Genomic DNA, 16054 nt, shown 5'->3' on the forward strand with positions numbered 1-16054 from the left:
TGCGGCGTCCTATGGGGCGGTGGGATCAGATCTCATCTTAACTGAATTCGCTTCTGCGGCGACCGGCACGGCCTTGGCAGGCATGGCCTGGGGCCGCGCCGGGCGGATGCTCGCGAGCGGGCGGACATAGGGGCGGTCGTTGCGCAACCAGTCTGGCGCGCTGGCCAGTGCTTGCCGGGCTTCGGCGGCGCTGGCGAAGTCACCCCAGACGACGCCGATGCGCCCGATCGGTTTGCCCGGCGCGACATACAGGTGCACCGGAATGTCCGTGGCGATGGACTCCGCTTTGGCAATCAGGGTTTCGAGGCCGCGCGCCTTGTCCGGGGCCGCGGCGCCGATCTGGATCGTCCAGCGCTTGCCGTCGGTGCTGCTGACCCAGTTGCGCGACGCCTGAAGCCGGTTTGCGATCGCGCCGCCCAGGATGTCGGCAAAAGGCGCGGGAGCGACGGGCGCTGCGAGTGCGGCCGGGGGCTGAGCGCGCGGGGCGTGGGGGACGGTGGGGTGGGCCAGCACGCCGGGGCCGGGCGCAGGAGCAGGCGCCGGCTGCCGCTGCCACCACCATGCACCGAGGGCGGCTGGCAGCAGCAGTGCCAGCAACGCAAGGCTTGCCGAGCGAAGCGCAAGCGGATCAGGCATGGCGGCGTCACGCGCGGCAAGCCGTACCTCGCGCAGGCCGATGTCGTGCTTGCCGGCCGCGAAGGCGGCGAGCATGGCCTTGTCCGCCAGCACATTGATGCGGCGGGTGAGGCCCTTTGCGCTGCGCGCGATGGCCGACATGGCCGGGGTTGAGAACGGTGGGCGCCCGCGGTGGCCGGCGGCCAGCAGGCGGTGGTAGATGTAGGCGTGGGTTTCGGCCGTGGTGAGCGGTGCCAGCTGAAAATGGTGGGTGATGCGGTCGCGCAGCGCACGTTGGGCATCGGTCGCCAGCAGCTGGTCGAGTTCCGGCTGGCCGAAGAGCACGACTTGCAGCAGCTTGTGGCGTGGCGTTTCAAGGTTGGAGAGCAGGCGCACCTGTTCCAGCGAGGTTGCGGGCATGGCGTGCGCTTCGTCGACGAGCAGGATGATGCGTCGCGCTTCGCCGTAGAGCGTAATCAGGCGTTGCTGGATTGCGTCGAGCATGCCCGTATCGGGATTCTCGTCGATCGCGGCGCCTATTTGCGTTGCAATCGTCCGCAGCAGTTGATCGGGCGGCAAGGAAGGGTTTGCCAGCCAGATCGGCAGGGTCTCGGGCGAGAGTTTCTCGAGCAGCATTCGCAGCAGCATCGTCTTGCCGGCGCCCACTTCGCCGGTGACCTTGAGCACGCCTTCCTCGAAGCGCAGCGCAAAGAGCAGGGCTTCGAGGGTGGCGCCACGCTCTGCGCCGGCAAAGAAGTAGTCGGGGTTGGCGGTGATGCGGAAGGGCGCCTCATCAAGCCCGAAATGTTCAAGGTAGAGGGTGCTGCTCACGGCCTATTCCTCACGGCCATCTCCGGTGGGCATCTTGAGCCCGAGGACGTTGATGCGCCCGTACAGCGTGGTGCGGTGAATGCCGAGCAGCCGCGCCGCCTGCGACATGCTGCCGCGCGCGCTGGCCAGCGCTGATTCGATGTAGCGGCGCTCGGTACGGCGCATCGCTTCATCGAGCGAGAAGCCCTCGCCTAGGATGTCCGGCGGCAGCGGCTCGTCGGCTGCTCGCAGCGCGGGGTCGAGGTCAAGCTCGGCCGCCAGTTGTACCCGCGCCACCGTTTCGCCGGCATAGCGCGCCAGGAGGCGCAACACGATGTTGCGCAGCTCGCGCACGTTGCCGGGGAAGCTGTAGTCGCCCCACAGCGCGCTGGCGTCGCGCCCAAGCGTGAAGGGCGGCAATCCGGATTCGGCCGCCAGCAGCGGCAGGAAGTGTTGCAGCAGGACGAAGCGGTCGTCGCCGAGTGTTCGCAGCGGCGGCATCTGCAGGTTGAGCACGCTGAGGCGGTGGTAGAGGTCGGCGCGGAAACGCCCGGCCTTGACCTCTTCGCGAAGGTTGCGGTTGGTGGCGGCAATGATGCGGGCGCTGGCGCGCCGTGCGGTGGTCTCGCCCACGCGCAGGTACTCACCGTTTTCGAGCGTGCGCAGCAGCTTCGGTTGCAGGTCCAGCGGCAGTTCGCCGACCTCGTCCAGCAACAGGGTGCCGTCGCCCGCTTCTTCGAAGAACCCTGCGCGCGCACCGGTTGCGCCGGTGAAGGCCCCGCGCGCATGGCCGAAGAGCGCGGCCTCGATCAGGCCGGGCGCGATCGCGGCGCAGTTCACCGCAACGAAGGGTTTCTTTGCCCGGTTGCTGGTTTCGTGCAGGGCTTGGGCCGCGACTTCCTTACCGGTGCCGGATTCACCTTCGAGCAGCAGCGGGAAGGGGGCGTCGGCCAGACGCAGCAACTGAGCCCGCAGCGCCTGCATCGGCGCCGATTCGCCGACCAGGCGCATACGTTGTGGCTTCTGCGCGCGCGCGTTGCGCGTGTGGCCCACGGCGCGCAGAAGGGCGTCGCGCAACAGCGGCGGTGAGGCGGGTTTGGCGTGGAATTCAAAGGCGCCGATCGCGCGGGCATGGCGGGCGCTGGCGAGGGCATCCTGGCCGGAGAGCACGACGATGTGCAGTTCCGGGGCGGCGCTGAGCAGCTCGCCGACAAGGGCGAGACCCTCGTCCGGGCGATGCGGGGCCGGCGGCAGGCCCAGGTCGACGAGGGCGGCGTCGATCGGGCGCGTGCTATTGCGGACCAGGGCAATGGCTTCCGGGCGTGAGCCTGCGGCAAGCGTGTCGAACTCGGGCTCGAATGCCCAGGCCAGGGTTTCAACGATGGAGGGGTCGTCGTCGACAAGCAGTAAGAGTGGGCGGTTGGTGTCAGGCACTGGCTTGGCTGTCGAAATTCGGACAGCTGCGAGTGTAGACCGACTTCATCTCCCCGGCGAGGCAGAAAAAAGTGTAAGAGATGTTGCGTCGCGGCATCGCTCGTCGGTGGCGCGTCTGCGCTCTGCTAAAATCCATGCCCTTTCGCTTCCCCCGCCAATACCGTGTCCGACGCGCTTGTCGAAGTCCGCAACGTCACTTTTGATTACCAGGGCCGCCAGGTTCTGCGTGGCGTCGACCTGGTCGTGCCGCGCGGCAAGGTTGTGGCAATCATGGGCGGTTCGGGCTCTGGCAAGACCACGCTGCTGTCGCTGATCGGCGGGCAGTTGCGGCCGCGTGAGGGGCAGGTGCTGGTCGATGGTCAGCATGTGGCATCGCTGCCGCGCGAAGCGTTGTACCGTCTGCGCCGCCGCATGGGGATGCTGTTCCAGTTCGGCGCCTTGTTCACGGACTTGTCGGTGTTCGACAACGTGGCGTTCCCGCTGCGCGAGCACACCGAATTGCCTGAGGAACTGATCCGCGATCTGGTGCTGATGAAGCTGCACGCGGTTGGCCTGCGCGGTGCCGCAAAGCTGCGGCCGAGCGAGCTGTCGGGCGGCATGGCGCGCCGCGTCGCGATGGCGCGGGCGACGGCGCTTGATCCGATGCTGATGATGTACGACGAGCCCTTTGCCGGGCTGGACCCGATCTCGCTTGGCGTGATCGGGCAGTTGATCCGGCGCTTGAACGATGCGCTGGGCGCGGCGTCGATTCTGGTGACGCACGATGTCGTCGAGTCGCTCGAGATCGTCGACTACGTGTACTTCATTGGCGAGGGGCGCGTCGTCGCGCAGGGTACGCCAGACGAAATCCGCGCCTCGACCGACCCGTATGTGCATCAGTTCGTGCATTCCGAAATCGAGGGGCCGGTGCACTTTCATGTGCCTTCCAATCACTACGCCACGGCTTTGCTGGGCGGGGAGGGCGCATGAAAGCGATAAGCGATCTGCTGCGGCGGCTTGGGGCGCTGATCGTCAATGCGGTCTGGCGCCTTGGATTCGCGGTGCGATTCTTCTTCGGCCTGCTCGCGTTTTCAGGCCAGAGTGTCCGCCGCTTCCGCTCGCTGACCATGCGCGAGATCTACATGAGCGGCGTGCTCTCGCTGCTGATCATTTCGGTGTCCGGCTTGTTCGTCGGGCTGGTGCTCGGCCTGCAGGGCTTTGAAACACTGCAGCGCTTCGGTTCGAGCGATGCGCTCGGTACGCTGGTGGCTTTGTCGCTGGTGCGGGAACTCGGCCCGGTGGTGGCGGCGCTGCTGTTTGCGAGCCGCGCCGGCACCGCCGTGACGGCAGAGATCGGGCTGATGAAGACGACCGAGCAGCTCAAGGCGATGGACATGATGGCGGTGAACCCGATCTCCCGCGTGGTGGCGCCGCGCTTCTGGGGCGGCGTCATCGCGATGCCGCTGCTGGCCGCCTTGTTCTCTGCGATGGGCATTTTCGGCGGTTGGCTGATCGGCGTGGTGCTCATCGGTGTCGATGCCGGCTCGTTCTGGTCGCAGATGCAGGCGGCGGTCGATTTTCGCTATGACATCCTGAACGGTGTCATCAAGAGTTTTGTGTTCGGCGTGGCGGTTTCGCTGATCGCGGTGTTCGAGGGGTGGGACTGTGTGCCGACCGCCGAGGGCATTTCGCGGGCGATCACGCGCACCGTGGTCAGTTCGGCGCTGACAGTGCTTGCGCTCGACTTCGTGCTGACCTCGTTCATGTTCCGGGAGCTTTCATGAATCGTTCGACGGTAGACCTTGGCGTCGGCGTCTTCACCCTGATTGGCGTGGCGGCGGTGCTGTTCCTGTCGCTCAAGGTGGGCAATCTTGGCGGTGAGAAGATCGAGACGCCGTATCAGGTGCAGGCGCGCTTTGACAACATCGGCGGGCTCAAGGTGCGCGCGCCGGTCAAGGCCTCTGGCGTGCTGGTCGGGCGGGTGGTGGGCATCCACTACGACACTGAAAAGTACCAGGCGACGGTCACGCTCAACGTGGATAGTCGCTACACCTTCTCGCGCGATACGTTTGCCACGATCAATACCGCAGGCTTGCTTGGCGAGCAGTACATTGCCCTGAAGCCGGGTGGCGACGAGCAGAACCTGAAGTCGGGCGATGTGATCAGCAAGACGCAATCGGCAATGGTGCTTGAAGACATGATTGGCCGCTTCCTGTTCGAGAAGGCATCGGAGGGCGCCTCGGGCGCCAAGTGATGCGCGGCCTGGCCTTGCTCGCCTCCTGCTGCCTTGCCGTCGCCGCGACGCCGGTTGCGGCGCAGTCGGCCGATGATCCGGCCGAGTCCTTCAACCGGGCCATGTACGGCTTCAACGACGGGCTCGACCGCGCTGCGCTCAAGCCGCTGGCGCAAGCCTACGATTTCGTGGCGCCACTGCCGGTGAAGGTCGGCTTCACGAACTTCATCAACAACTTTCGTGACATTCCGAATGCGATCAACAACTTGCTGCAGGGCAAGCTGGTCAGCGCCGTTTCGGATGTCGGGCGGATCGCGCTCAATTCGAGCTTTGGCATTCTGGGCGTGATCGACGTTGCGACCGAGTTCGGGCTTGAGCGCCACAACGAAGACTTTGGTCAGACCTTGGGCAAGTGGGGCGTGCCCAGCGGCCCCTATCTCGTGCTGCCCTTCTACGGCCCCAGCACGGTTCGCGATACGGCCGCGCTGCCGGTGGACTACGCCTTCGCGGGCCGCCACCTGGTGATCGAGCGCGTTGCAATTCGCAACACGCTGACCGGCTTCGAACTGATCAACGACCGCGCCGCCCTGCTTGGCGCGGAAAAGGCGCTGGATGAGGCGGCGCTTGATAAATATGCCTTCATCCGCAATTTCTACCTGCAGCGTCGGCAGAGCCTCGTCTACGACGGCAACCCGCCGCGCCCCAAGGAAGAAGATGATTATTGGGATGAATCGACTGAAGCCGCCCCGGATGCGGCCGTGAAAGGGAATCCATGAAGTTGATGCCGCAATGCCTGGCCCGTGGCGCAGCCGCGCTCTCTGCCCTGCTGCTCAGCGCTGCCGCCCTGGCAGGGCCGGCGCCGGACGAGTTGATTCGTGGTGTCGCAACCGATGTGCAGACCATCGTTCGTCAGGACAAGGCGATCCAGTCCGGCGACATGAGCAAGGTACTGGCGCTGGTGGATGCGAAGGTTCTGCCGCACTTTGATTTTTCGCGCATGACGGCGCTGGCGGTCGGGCGTGACTGGCGTAGTGCCACGCCTACGCAAAAGAGCGAGCTGACAACCGAGTTCCGCACGCTGCTGGTGCGCAGTTACGCCAATGCGGTGGTGCGCTTCAAGGACTACGAGATCACCGTGAAGCCGCTCAAGCTCAAGCCCGAAGACACCGAAGTGACGGTGCGATCGGACGTTCGCAAGGCAGGCTCGCCGGCGGATTCGGTCGACTACACCCTGTACAAGAAGGGCGAAGACTGGAAGGTCTACGATGTGGCGGTCGCTGGCGTCAGCCTGATCACCAACTATCGCGATTCCTTCGGCGCCGAAATCAAGGCGGGTGGCATTGACGGACTGGTCAAGTCTTTGCGCGGCAAGAACACGCAGAACGCTGGCCCGGCCGAGGCTACGGGCAAGAAATGATTCGCGAGGAAGGCGATCGCCTCAAGATCGAGGGCAGGATCACGATGGAGACCGCGGCGGGCCTGCTCGACGCTGGCCGCGCGCTCTGTGGGCAGATTGAGTGCAGCAGTGGGCGGGTGATCGACCTTTCGGGGGTAACCGCGGTCGATTCCGCTGCGATCGCCGTCGTGTTGGCCTGGATGCGGGCGGCCCGGGCGAGTGGCCGCAGCCTGCGACTTGAGGGTGTGCCGCAACAGTTGCGCTCGCTCGCTTCGCTCTACGACCTGAGCGACCTGCTGCCGCTGGACGCCCCTGCAACATGAGCGCCGCGATCGCGGTTCGCGGGGCCGTCAAGACCTACGGTGACGTGCGGGCGCTTGGCGGTGTCGACCTCGAAATCCAGCCCGGCGAATTCTTTGGCCTGCTCGGCCCTAACGGCGCCGGCAAAACCACGCTGATCTCCGCGCTTGCCGGCTTGGTCAGGCTCAGCGAAGGCCGCATCGCGGTGATGGGGCTCGACGTGGTCGACGATTACCGTGTCGCGCGGCGGATGCTTGGCGTGGTGCCGCAGGAGTTGGTATTCGACCCCTTCTTCACCGTGCGCGAAATGCTGCGCTTGCAGTCCGGCTATTTCGGGCTGGGGCGCAATGATGACTGGATCGACGAGCTGCTCGCCAATCTTGATCTGACGCGCAAGGCAGACGCCAACATGCGCCAGCTTTCCGGCGGCATGAAGCGCCGCGTGCTGGTGGCGCAGGCGCTGGTTCATCGCCCGCCGGTCATCGTGCTCGACGAGCCGACCGCCGGCGTCGATGTCGAGTTGCGGCAGGGCTTGTGGGCCTTCGTGCGCAAGCTGAACGAGCAGGGCCACACCATCGTGCTCACCACTCACTACCTCGAAGAGGCGCAGACCCTCTGCAACCGCATCGCAATGCTCAAGGCCGGGCGCGTGGTGGCGCTGGATGACACGGCGAACCTGTTGCGCGCCGTCGATGGGCACACGCTGCGCGTCAAGGTCGAAGGCGTATTGCCGGCTGACCTGGGCGGCGCACCGCCCGAGCGTGACGGCGACTGGTGGGTGTTCTCGTCGGAAGACTACGGGCAACTCGCCGAGCGCCTGGTGCGTTTGCGCAGTGCGGGCGTGCAGATCAGCGAATTCGAGGTCGGCCAGCCCGATCTGGAAAAAGTGTTCGTCGATGTGATGCGGAGGGCTGGATGACGCCTGAGTCCTTTGCCGCTTTTCGCGCGCTGCTCTACAAGGAATTCCTCCGTTTCTGGAAGGTCAGCTTCCAGACGCTCGGCGCGCCGGTTCTCTCGACCGTGCTGTACCTGATGATCTTCTCGCATGTGCTGCAAGCGCATGTGACCGTCTACGGCGCGATCGAGTACACCGCCTTTCTCGTGCCGGGGCTGGTGATGATGGCGGTGCTGCAGAACGCATTTGCCAACAGCAGCTCTTCGCTGATTCAGAGCAAGATCACCGGCAACATCGTCTTCGTGCTGCTGACGCCGATTTCCTACCGCGAGTTCTACCTCGCCTATGTCGTGGCCTCGGTGCTGCGCGGCGTGGCCGTGGGGCTTGGGGTCTGGCTCGCTTCACTGTTCTTCGTGCTGGTGCTGCCGACCTCCCCCCTGTGGGTGGTGGTGTTTACGATCATGGGCGGCGCCATCCTCGGTTCTCTGGGCGTGATCGCCGGCATCTGGGCCGAGAAGTTCGACCAGCTTGCCGGCTTCCAGAACTTCCTGATCATGCCGCTGACCATGCTGGCCGGCGTGTTCTACTCGGTGCATTCGCTGCCCTCGTTCTGGTACGGGGTCTCGCATTTCAATCCGTTTTTCTACATGATCGACGGTTTCCGCTACGGCTTCTTTGGCGTTTCCGACGTCTCGCCCTGGCTGAGCCTTGCGATCGTATCGGTCTTTCTCGGCCTGCTGGCGGCGCTGACCCTGCGCATGCTCGCCTCAGGCTACAAACTGCGCGGCTAAGGCGATGCGGCTTGCCGCTCGCCATGAATGATTGAGAACCATGTTTAGAGCTGAAGAAATCCAGAGCCTCATCACACAAGGCCTGCCCTGCGAGTTCATCCAGATCGAAGGCGACGATGGTGTGCATTTTTCCGGCATCGTTGTGAGCGCTGCGTTCGCAGGCAAGCCGCGGGTGCGCCAGCACCAGGCGGTCTACGCCACGCTAGGCGCCTTGATGGGCAATGAAATCCACGCGCTGCAACTAACGACCTACACCCCCGAACAATGGGCCGCATTCCGCAAGGAGCTCGGCGAATAATATGGACAAGCTCCTGATTACCGGCGGTCGCCCGCTCTCTGGCGAAGTCGCCATCTCCGGCGCCAAGAACGCCGCGCTGCCTATCCTGTGTGCGGCGCTGCTGAGCGACGAGCCCCTGGTGCTGACCAACGTACCGCGGTTGAACGATATCGGCACCATGCTCAAGCTGCTCGCGCAGATGGGCGTCAAGATCGAACGCGACGGCGATACCGTGACGCTCGATGCCAAGGGGCTCGACAACCCGCTCGCACCGTATGAGCTGGTGAAGACCATGCGTGCCGCGGTGCTGGTGCTGGGGCCGCTGATGTCGCGTATCGGCCACGCCAAGGTCTCGCTGCCGGGCGGTTGCGCCATCGGTGCGCGGCCGGTCGATCAGCACATCAAGGGCCTGCAGGCGATGGGCGCGGAGATTCATGTCGAGCACGGTTACATCGATGCCAAGGGCGGCAAGCTGCGCGGTGCGCGCATCTTCACCGACATGGTCACCGTGACCGGCACCGAGAACCTGATGATGGCCGCCTGCCTCGCGGAAGGCGAAACCGTGATCGAGAACGCCGCGCGCGAGCCGGAAGTCGTCGATCTGGCCAACTGCCTCGTCTCCATGGGGGCGCAGATTTCGGGCGCCGGCACCGACGTGATCCGCATCCGCGGCGTCGCGAAGCTGCACGGCGCAACGCATCGCATCATGCCGGACCGCATCGAGACGGGCACCTACCTGTGTGCGGCGGCCGTCACCGGCGGCAACATCCGCCTCACCGGCACGACCACCAACTACATCGACGCGGTGGTCGACAAGCTGATCGATGCCGGCTGCGAAGTCGGTTCCGAACGCGACGCGATCACCCTCAAGGCGCCTTCCCGCCTCAAGGCGGTGAGTCTGCGTACCGCGCCGTACCCCGCCTTCCCGACCGACATGCAGGCGCAGTTCATGGCGCTCAACGTGGTCGCTGAAGGCACTGCGATCATCCGCGAAACGATTTTCGAGAACCGCTTCATGCACGCGGTCGAGCTGATTCGCCTCGGCGCGAACATCAAGATCGACGGCAATACCGCCGTGGTGACCGGCGTCGACAAACTGCAGGGTGCGACCGTGATGGCCACCGACCTGCGCGCGTCGGCCAGCCTGATCATCGCCGGGCTGGTGGCGGAAGGCGAAACCCTGGTCGACCGGATCTATCACCTCGACCGTGGTTACGAGCGGCTGGAAGAGAAGCTCGGCGCGCTCGGCGCGACTGTGAAGCGGGTGAGCTGAGATGGCGTTTGAAGGCATCACCCTTGCGCTCTCGAAAGGGCGCATCTTCGAAGACACGCTGCCGCTGCTCGCGGCAGCAGGCATCGCGCCGATCGATGATCCGGAGAAATCGCGCAAGCTGATCATCGATACCAACCGGCCCGATGTCCGCCTGCTGATCGTGCGCGCCAGTGACACCCCGACCTATGTGCAGTACGGCGCAGCCGATCTGGGCATCGCGGGCAAGGATGTGCTGATCGAGCACGGCGGTGCCGGCCTGTACCAACCGGTCGACCTTCAGATTGCCAAGTGCCGCATGTGCGTGGCGGTGCGCGAGGGCTTCGACTACGCCGCTGCGGTGCAACCGGGCGCACGCATCCGCGTGGCGACCAAGTACATCCAGATGGCGCGCGACCACTTTGCGCAAAAAGGCGTGCATGTTGATCTGATCAAGCTCTACGGCTCGATGGAACTGGCACCGCTGGTTGGCCTTGCCGACGCGATTGTCGATCTGGTCTCCAGCGGCGGTACCTTGCGCGCGAACCACCTTGTCGAGGTAGAAGAAATCATGGCGATCAGCTCGCGTCTGATCGTCAATCAGGCATCGCTGAAAATGAAGCACGCGATCCTGCAGCCGGTTATTGACGCTTTTGCCGGAGCCGTGAAGTGACAGACATCCTGCGCATGAATTCCGCCAGCGCTGACTTCGACACGCGTTTGAATCGCCTGTTGGCCTTCGAGGCCGCCACCGACGAGGCGGTTGAGCATGCGGTGAGCGAAATCCTTGCTGCAGTCCGCCGCGACGGCGACCTCGCGGTGCTGGGCTACACCCGCCGCTTCGATGGGCTGGACGCGGCCGAGATGTCGCAGCTTGAACTGCCGAAATCCGAGCTGCAGGCCGCACTGGCGGGCTTGCCAGCGGCGCAGTGCAGCGCGCTGGAAGAGGCTGCGGCGCGGGTGCGGGCTTACCACGAGCGCCAGCCGCTGACGAGCTGGGAATACGAAGAGGCTGACGGCACCCGTCTGGGCCAGCAGGTCACGCCGCTTGATCGTGCGGGGCTCTATGTGCCCGGCGGCAAGGCGAGCTACCCAAGCTCGGTGCTGATGAACGCGATCCCGGCCAAGGTGGCGGGCGTGCGCGAACTGATCATGGTGGTGCCGACGCCGCGCGGCGAGAAGAACCCGCTGGTGCTCGCCGCTGCGGCAGTGGCTGGCGTAGACCGCGTGTTCACCATCGGCGGGGCGCAGGCGGTGGCGGCGTTGGCCTACGGCACCGAAACCATTCCGCAGGTCGACAAGATCGTCGGCCCCGGTAACGCATACGTCGCAGCGGCCAAGCGCCGTGTGTTCGGCACCGTCGGGATCGACATGGTCGCCGGCCCGTCTGAAGTGCTGATCATCTCGGACGGCTGTGGCAACCCGGACTGGGTGGCGATGGACTTGTTCGCGCAAGCCGAACACGACGAGATGGCGCAATCCATCCTGCTGTGCCCCGATGCCGCCTTCCTCGATGCGGTGGCTGCTTCGATCGACAGACTGTTGCCGACCATGCCGCGCGCCGCAACGATTCGCACCTCGCTCGACAAGCGTGGCGCCTTGATTCAGGTGCGCGATCTTGATGAAGCCTGCGAGATCGCCAACCGCATCGCACCCGAGCATCTTGAATTGTCGGTCGAAGAGGCAGACCCGCTCGTCGCGAAAATCCGCCATGCGGGCGCAATCTTCGTCGGCCACTGGTCGGTCGAGGCGCTGGGTGACTATTGCGCCGGCCCGAACCATGTGCTGCCGACTTCGCGCAGCGCGCGTTTCTCGTCGCCGTTGGGGGTTTATGACTTCCAGAAGCGCAGTTCAGTGATCCGCATGTCCAAGGCAGGCGCGCAGCGTCTGGGCAAGACGGCGTCGATCCTGGCGCACGGCGAAGGCTTGCAGGCGCACGCGCGTTCTGCTGAGTTGCGGGTCGAAGCAAAGTAAAAGGCGCCGCTCATCACGAGCGGCGCCTTGTTCCACTGTCTGCTTGCTGCGGCTTTTGGCCGCTGCAGCGCATTCAGTTCGCGACGATTTCCTTAAGCGCATCGATCAGTGCGTCGCACTGCGCATCGGTGCCGATCGTGATGCGGAGGAACTGGTCGATTCTTGGCTGGCGGAAGTGGCGCACGATGATGCTGCGCTCGCGCAGTTGCCGCGCGAGTTCGGCTGCGTCGTGCTGCGGGTGTTGCGCGAACACGAAGTTCGCGGCTGAGGGCAGCACCTTGAATCCCAATTCGGCGAGCGCGTCGTTCAGACGCTCACGGCTCGCGACGACCTTCGCGCAGCAGGCCTGAAAGTACTCTTCATCCTCGTAGGCGGCCACCGCACCGGCAATCGCGAGGCGATCAAGCGGATAGGAGTTGAAGCTATTCTTGACGCGTTCGAGCGCTTCGATCAGTTCGGGGTGTCCGGCGGCAAAGCCGACCCGCAAGCCAGCGAGCGAGCGTGACTTGGACAGCGTCTGCACCACCAGCAGGTTCGGGTAACGGTCGATCAGCGCGATCGCGCTCTCGCCGCCGAAGTCCACGTACGCTTCATCGACAACGACAACCGAGCCGGTGTTGTGCTGCAGCAGTCGTTCGATCTCGCTCAGCGCGAGCAGGCGGCCGGTTGGCGCGTTCGGGTTCGGGAATATGATGCCGCCGTTGGCGCGGCCGATGTAGTCGTCGACCCGGATCTCGTAGTTAGCATCGAGCGGCACAATGCCTGCTTCGATCTCGTAGAGCCCGCAATACACCGGGTAGAAACTGTAGGAAATATCCGGGAAGAGCAGCGGCGCGGGGTGCTTGAGCAAGGCCATGAAGACATGCGCCAGCACTTCGTCCGAACCGTTGCCGACGAACACCTGCGCTGGCCGGATGCCGTGGTAGCTCGCAATCGCCGATTTGAGGCGGTCGGCGTTCGGGTCCGGGTAGAGCCGCAGGGCGTCGCTCGCTTCTGCGGCAATCGCGGCGAGCGCCTTCGGGCTGGGCCCGTAGGGGTTTTCGTTGGTGTTGAGCTTGACCAGGTTGGCCAGCTTGGGCTGCTCGCCCGGCACATACGGCGTCAGGCCTTTAACGACATCACTCCAGAAGCGGCTCATGGGTCTTTGCGGGTAGTCGGAAGGGGTAGTGGCAGGTCTGCAACAGTGCTGCGGCGCAGCGGGGCAATGCTATCATGCCCCCCTCAATCCCAACCCCCAGCGGGCATCAGCGCCCGACAGCAAGCCATGCGGCAAGTCGAAGTCACCCGTAACACGCTTGAGACGCGCATCACCGTGCGGCTCAACCTGGATGGCTCAGGCCAGTCCAATCTCGCAACCGGCATCGGATTCTTCGATCACATGCTCGATCAGATCTCCCGTCATGGGCTGATTGATCTGGATGTGCAGTGCGAGGGCGATCTGCATATCGACGGCCACCACACGGTGGAAGATGTCGGCATCACCATCGGTCAGGCTTTTGCCAAGGCAGTGGGCGACAAGAAGGGGCTGACCCGTTACGGCCATGCCTATGTGCCGCTGGATGAAGCTTTGTCGCGGGTGGTTGTCGACCTCTCTGGCCGTCCGGGTCTGGAACTGCACTGTGATTTCACCGCCGGCATGATCGGCGCACTGGATACGCAACTGGTGTTCGAGTTCTTCCAGGGCTTCGTCAACCACGCTGGCGTCACCCTGCACATCGACAATCTGCGTGGGCGCAATGCGCACCACCAGTGCGAAACCATCTTCAAAGCCTTTGCCCGCGCGCTGCGCATGGCGACGACACCTGATCCGCGTGCTGCGGGCATGATGCCGTCGACCAAGGGCTCGCTCTGAGCGCGTCGCCATGAAAATCGCAATCGTCGATTACGGCATGGGCAACCTGCGCTCGGTCGCCAAGGCACTTGAACATGTTGCGCCGGCTGCGCAGGTCATCGTCACCTCAGACCCGGCGGTGCTGGACGCTGCTGACCGCGTGGTGGTGCCGGGGCAGGGCGCGCTGCACGACTGCATGCGCGAGTTTCTTGCGCGCGGTCTGCGTGAGGCGGTCGAACGCGCCTCGCGCACGAAGCCTTTTCTGGGCGTCTGTGTTGGCATGCAAATGCTGTTTGATCATGGTGAGGAAGGCGACACCGCCGGCTTGGCCTTGATTGCCGGCGATGTGCCGCGCTTTTCGTCTGCCATGACGGCGGCGGACGGCAGTCACCTGAAGGTTCCACACATGGGCTGGAACCGTGTCGACGCCGCGCGTGCGCATCCGATGTTCGAGGGTATTGAAGCCGGCGCGCGTTTTTACTTTGTGCACAGCTATTACTGTGCGCCGCGCAATGCTGCCGATGCGGTGGCGTCTACGCAGTACGGCATTGCCTTTACCAGTGCAGTGGCGCGGGATAATATTTTCGCGACCCAGTTTCACCCGGAAAAGAGCGCTTCGGCAGGCTTGAGATTGCTGTCGAATTTTGTCCGCTGGAATCCCTGACCGAGCTTGCTGCTGATTTTCAACGGGCGCTCCTGTTCGACTCGCTTCGCCGAACGGCGCCGATCTTCAACTCTGCTGTGTTGACCTGACTATGCTGCTGATTCCCGCGATCGACCTCAAGGATGGCCACTGTGTGCGTCTGAAACAGGGGGACATGGAAGACGTCACCGTGTTTTCCGAAGACCCCGGCGCCATGGCGCTGCATTGGCTGGAGCAAGGCGCGCGGCGCCTGCATCTGGTGGATCTCAACGGTGCCGTTGCCGGCAAACCCAAGAATGAGCCGGCGATCAAGTCGATCGTCGCGGCGGTCGGCGACGACATTCCGGTTCAGCTCGGCGGCGGGATCCGGGATCTGGATACGATCGAACGTTATCTGGACGACGGAATCAGCTACGTCATCATTGGAACGGCTGCGGTGAAGAACCCGGGCTTCCTGCATGACGCCTGCAGTGCATTCCCCGGCCACATCATCGTCGGCATCGACGCCAAGGATGGCAAAGTGGCCGTCGATGGCTGGTCGAAGCTGACCGGTCACGATGTCATCGATCTGGCAAAGAAATTCGAGGACTACGGCGTCGAGTCGATTATCTACACTGACATCGGCCGCGACGGCATGCTTGGTGGCGTCAACATCGAAGCCACCGTGAAGCTGGCGCAGGCACTGCGGATTCCGGTGATTGCCAGCGGCGGTATTGGTAGCCTGGCCGACATCGACGCGCTCTGCGCTGTCGAAGAAGAGGGCGTGATCGGCGCCATCACTGGCCGCGCGATCTACGAAGGCAAGTTCGATTTCAAGGTTGCCCAGGCGCGCGCTGACGAACTCAACGGTGTCAGCGAAGGTTGATTCATGCTCGCCAAACGCATCATTCCTTGTCTTGACGTTAACGCCGGCCGCGTAGTCAAGGGCGTTAACTTCGTCGAGCTGCGTGATGCGGGCGATCCGGTTGAGATTGCGCGCCGCTATGACGACCAGGGCGCAGACGAAATCACCTTTCTCGACATCACCGCCAGTTCTGACGATCGCGACATCATCCTGCATGTGGTTGAGCAGGTGGCTGAGCAGGTATTCATCCCGCTGACGGTTGGCGGTGGCGTGCGCGAGGTGGCCGATGTGCGGCGCCTGCTCAACGCCGGGGCCGATAAGGTTTCGATGAACACTGCGGCGGTGAACAATCCGCAACTGGTGGCCGACGCTTCCGGCAAAGTCGGGTCGCAATGCATCGTCGTCGCGATCGACGCCAAACAGGTTGCACCCGGAAAGTGGCAGGTCTTCACCCATGGTGGCCGCAAGAACACCGGGCTCGATGCAATTGAATGGGCGCAGCGGGTCGCTGCGCTCGGGGCGGGCGAGATCCTGCTGACCAGCATGGACCGTGACGGCACGAAGAACGGATTCGACCTTGGCCTGACACGCGCAGTGTCCGACGCCGTGTCGATTCCGGTGATCGCCAGCGGCGGTGTCGGCAATCTTCAGCATCTGGCCGATGGTGTCACCGAAGGCCGTGCCGACGCGGTGCTGGCTGCGAGCATCTTTCATTTTGGCCAGCACACCGTTCGCGAAGCCAAGGAATACATGCGCGATCAAGGGATCGAGGTGAGATTGTGA

At 64.2% G+C, this 16054-nt stretch carries 19 protein-coding genes; 16 read left to right on the forward strand and 3 right to left on the reverse strand.

Features of this window, described 5'->3' with window-relative positions; genetic code table 11:
• Positions 1–9 precede the first annotated feature (9 nt).
• A complete protein-coding gene (locus OPU71_RS01760; protein WP_267724392.1) occupies positions 10–1446 on the reverse strand; it encodes an ExeA family protein in 1437 nt (478 codons plus the stop codon).
• A 3-nt stretch (positions 1447–1449) separates the two neighbouring features.
• Positions 1450–2859: a sigma-54-dependent transcriptional regulator gene (locus OPU71_RS01765; protein ID WP_267724394.1), complete on the reverse strand. Its 1410-nt coding sequence runs from the start codon at positions 2857–2859 to the stop codon at positions 1450–1452.
• Positions 2860–3021: 162 nt separating this feature from the next.
• Here OPU71_RS01765 and OPU71_RS01770 point away from each other — a divergent pair, with 162 nt between their 5' ends.
• From OPU71_RS01770 to hisD, 12 genes are read left to right on the forward strand one after another with little or no spacing between them, the layout of a single operon-like run.
• On the forward strand, positions 3022–3828 hold the full coding sequence (locus tag OPU71_RS01770) for an ABC transporter ATP-binding protein (protein ID WP_267724396.1): 807 nt from the start codon (positions 3022–3024) through the stop codon (positions 3826–3828).
• Positions 3825–4622: a lipid asymmetry maintenance ABC transporter permease subunit MlaE gene (gene mlaE, locus OPU71_RS01775; protein ID WP_267724398.1), complete on the forward strand. Its 798-nt coding sequence runs from the start codon at positions 3825–3827 to the stop codon at positions 4620–4622. Before OPU71_RS01770 ends, mlaE begins: the two co-directional genes overlap by 4 nt.
• Positions 4619–5092 (forward strand): outer membrane lipid asymmetry maintenance protein MlaD, encoded by a 474-nt coding sequence (gene mlaD, locus OPU71_RS01780; protein WP_267724400.1) that lies wholly within the window; start codon positions 4619–4621, stop codon positions 5090–5092. Before mlaE ends, mlaD begins: the two co-directional genes overlap by 4 nt.
• Positions 5092–5847 (forward strand): VacJ family lipoprotein, encoded by a 756-nt coding sequence (locus OPU71_RS01785; RefSeq protein WP_267724402.1) that lies wholly within the window; start codon positions 5092–5094, stop codon positions 5845–5847. The genes mlaD and OPU71_RS01785 overlap by 1 nt, the downstream gene beginning before the upstream one ends.
• Positions 5844–6488, forward strand: coding sequence for an ABC transporter substrate-binding protein (locus OPU71_RS01790; protein WP_324256023.1), 645 nt, complete (start codon positions 5844–5846; stop codon positions 6486–6488). Before OPU71_RS01785 ends, OPU71_RS01790 begins: the two co-directional genes overlap by 4 nt.
• Positions 6485–6790, forward strand: coding sequence for an STAS domain-containing protein (locus OPU71_RS01795; RefSeq protein ID WP_267724404.1), 306 nt, complete (start codon positions 6485–6487; stop codon positions 6788–6790). Before OPU71_RS01790 ends, OPU71_RS01795 begins: the two co-directional genes overlap by 4 nt.
• Positions 6787–7686 carry an ABC transporter ATP-binding protein gene (locus OPU71_RS01800; RefSeq protein ID WP_267724406.1) on the forward strand — a complete coding sequence of 300 codons (900 nt, stop codon included), beginning with the start codon at positions 6787–6789 and terminating at the stop codon, positions 7684–7686. Before OPU71_RS01795 ends, OPU71_RS01800 begins: the two co-directional genes overlap by 4 nt.
• Positions 7683–8453: an ABC transporter permease gene (locus OPU71_RS01805; RefSeq protein WP_267724408.1), complete on the forward strand. Its 771-nt coding sequence runs from the start codon at positions 7683–7685 to the stop codon at positions 8451–8453. Before OPU71_RS01800 ends, OPU71_RS01805 begins: the two co-directional genes overlap by 4 nt.
• Positions 8454–8493: 40 nt before the next feature.
• Positions 8494–8751 carry a BolA family protein gene (locus OPU71_RS01810; RefSeq protein WP_267724410.1) on the forward strand — a complete coding sequence of 86 codons (258 nt, stop codon included), beginning with the start codon at positions 8494–8496 and terminating at the stop codon, positions 8749–8751.
• Position 8752: 1 nt separating this feature from the next.
• Positions 8753–10003, forward strand: a complete 1251-nt coding sequence (murA, locus tag OPU71_RS01815; RefSeq protein WP_267724412.1) for a UDP-N-acetylglucosamine 1-carboxyvinyltransferase — start codon at positions 8753–8755, stop codon at positions 10001–10003.
• Between the two features lies 1 nt (position 10004).
• On the forward strand, positions 10005–10652 hold the full coding sequence (hisG, locus tag OPU71_RS01820; protein ID WP_267724414.1) for an ATP phosphoribosyltransferase: 648 nt from the start codon (positions 10005–10007) through the stop codon (positions 10650–10652).
• A 14-nt stretch (positions 10653–10666) separates the two neighbouring features.
• The gene (gene hisD / locus OPU71_RS01825) at positions 10667–11953 is read left to right on the forward strand and encodes a histidinol dehydrogenase (RefSeq protein WP_267724875.1); all 1287 of its coding nucleotides are present in this window, start codon (positions 10667–10669) and stop codon (positions 11951–11953) included.
• Between the two features lie 73 nt (positions 11954–12026).
• Here hisD and hisC read toward each other — a convergent pair whose 3' ends face one another.
• The gene (hisC, locus tag OPU71_RS01830) at positions 12027–13091 is read right to left on the reverse strand and encodes a histidinol-phosphate transaminase (protein WP_267724416.1); all 1065 of its coding nucleotides are present in this window, start codon (positions 13089–13091) and stop codon (positions 12027–12029) included.
• 126 nt (positions 13092–13217) lie between these two features.
• Between hisC and hisB the strand changes: the two genes are divergently transcribed.
• The 4 genes from hisB to hisF all read left to right on the forward strand — a co-directional run bounded on the left by hisB (position 13218) and on the right by hisF (position 16054).
• The gene (hisB, locus tag OPU71_RS01835) at positions 13218–13805 is read left to right on the forward strand and encodes an imidazoleglycerol-phosphate dehydratase HisB (protein ID WP_267724419.1); all 588 of its coding nucleotides are present in this window, start codon (positions 13218–13220) and stop codon (positions 13803–13805) included.
• A gap of 10 nt (positions 13806–13815) precedes the next feature.
• On the forward strand, positions 13816–14448 hold the full coding sequence (hisH, locus tag OPU71_RS01840) for an imidazole glycerol phosphate synthase subunit HisH (RefSeq protein ID WP_267724421.1): 633 nt from the start codon (positions 13816–13818) through the stop codon (positions 14446–14448).
• 91 nt (positions 14449–14539) lie between these two features.
• Complete coding sequence (gene hisA, locus OPU71_RS01845; RefSeq protein ID WP_267724423.1) at positions 14540–15292, forward strand: 1-(5-phosphoribosyl)-5-[(5-phosphoribosylamino)methylideneamino]imidazole-4-carboxamide isomerase; 753 nt, start codon at positions 14540–14542, stop codon at positions 15290–15292.
• Between the two features lie 3 nt (positions 15293–15295).
• On the forward strand, positions 15296–16054 hold the full coding sequence (gene hisF, locus OPU71_RS01850) for an imidazole glycerol phosphate synthase subunit HisF (protein ID WP_267724426.1): 759 nt from the start codon (positions 15296–15298) through the stop codon (positions 16052–16054).

Source organism: Niveibacterium sp. 24ML, assembly GCF_026586805.1.
GTDB lineage: Bacteria > Pseudomonadota > Gammaproteobacteria > Burkholderiales > Rhodocyclaceae > Niveibacterium.

Bases quoted from the DNA above. Each gene is read 5' to 3' on its own strand.
- mlaE (WP_267724398.1), top strand. From the start codon at position 3,825: ATGAAAGCGATAAGCGATCTGCTGCGGCGGCTTGGGGCGCTGATCGTC.
- mlaD (WP_267724400.1), top strand. From the start codon at position 4,619: ATGAATCGTTCGACGGTAGACCTTGGCGTCGGCGTCTTCACCCTGATT.
- OPU71_RS01785 (WP_267724402.1), top strand. From the start codon at position 5,092: ATGCGCGGCCTGGCCTTGCTCGCCTCCTGCTGCCTTGCCGTCGCCGCG.
- OPU71_RS01790 (WP_324256023.1), top strand. From the start codon at position 5,844: ATGAAGTTGATGCCGCAATGCCTGGCCCGTGGCGCAGCCGCGCTCTCT.
- OPU71_RS01795 (WP_267724404.1), top strand. From the start codon at position 6,485: ATGATTCGCGAGGAAGGCGATCGCCTCAAGATCGAGGGCAGGATCACG.
- OPU71_RS01800 (WP_267724406.1), top strand. From the start codon at position 6,787: ATGAGCGCCGCGATCGCGGTTCGCGGGGCCGTCAAGACCTACGGTGAC.
- OPU71_RS01805 (WP_267724408.1), top strand. From the start codon at position 7,683: ATGACGCCTGAGTCCTTTGCCGCTTTTCGCGCGCTGCTCTACAAGGAA.
- OPU71_RS01810 (WP_267724410.1), top strand. From the start codon at position 8,494: ATGTTTAGAGCTGAAGAAATCCAGAGCCTCATCACACAAGGCCTGCCC.
- murA (WP_267724412.1), top strand. From the start codon at position 8,753: ATGGACAAGCTCCTGATTACCGGCGGTCGCCCGCTCTCTGGCGAAGTC.
- hisG (WP_267724414.1), top strand. From the start codon at position 10,005: ATGGCGTTTGAAGGCATCACCCTTGCGCTCTCGAAAGGGCGCATCTTC.
- hisD (WP_267724875.1), top strand. From the start codon at position 10,667: ATGAATTCCGCCAGCGCTGACTTCGACACGCGTTTGAATCGCCTGTTG.
- hisC (WP_267724416.1), bottom strand. From the start codon at position 13,091: ATGAGCCGCTTCTGGAGTGATGTCGTTAAAGGCCTGACGCCGTATGTG.
- hisB (WP_267724419.1), top strand. From the start codon at position 13,218: ATGCGGCAAGTCGAAGTCACCCGTAACACGCTTGAGACGCGCATCACC.
- hisH (WP_267724421.1), top strand. From the start codon at position 13,816: ATGAAAATCGCAATCGTCGATTACGGCATGGGCAACCTGCGCTCGGTC.
- hisA (WP_267724423.1), top strand. From the start codon at position 14,540: ATGCTGCTGATTCCCGCGATCGACCTCAAGGATGGCCACTGTGTGCGT.
- hisF (WP_267724426.1), top strand. From the start codon at position 15,296: ATGCTCGCCAAACGCATCATTCCTTGTCTTGACGTTAACGCCGGCCGC.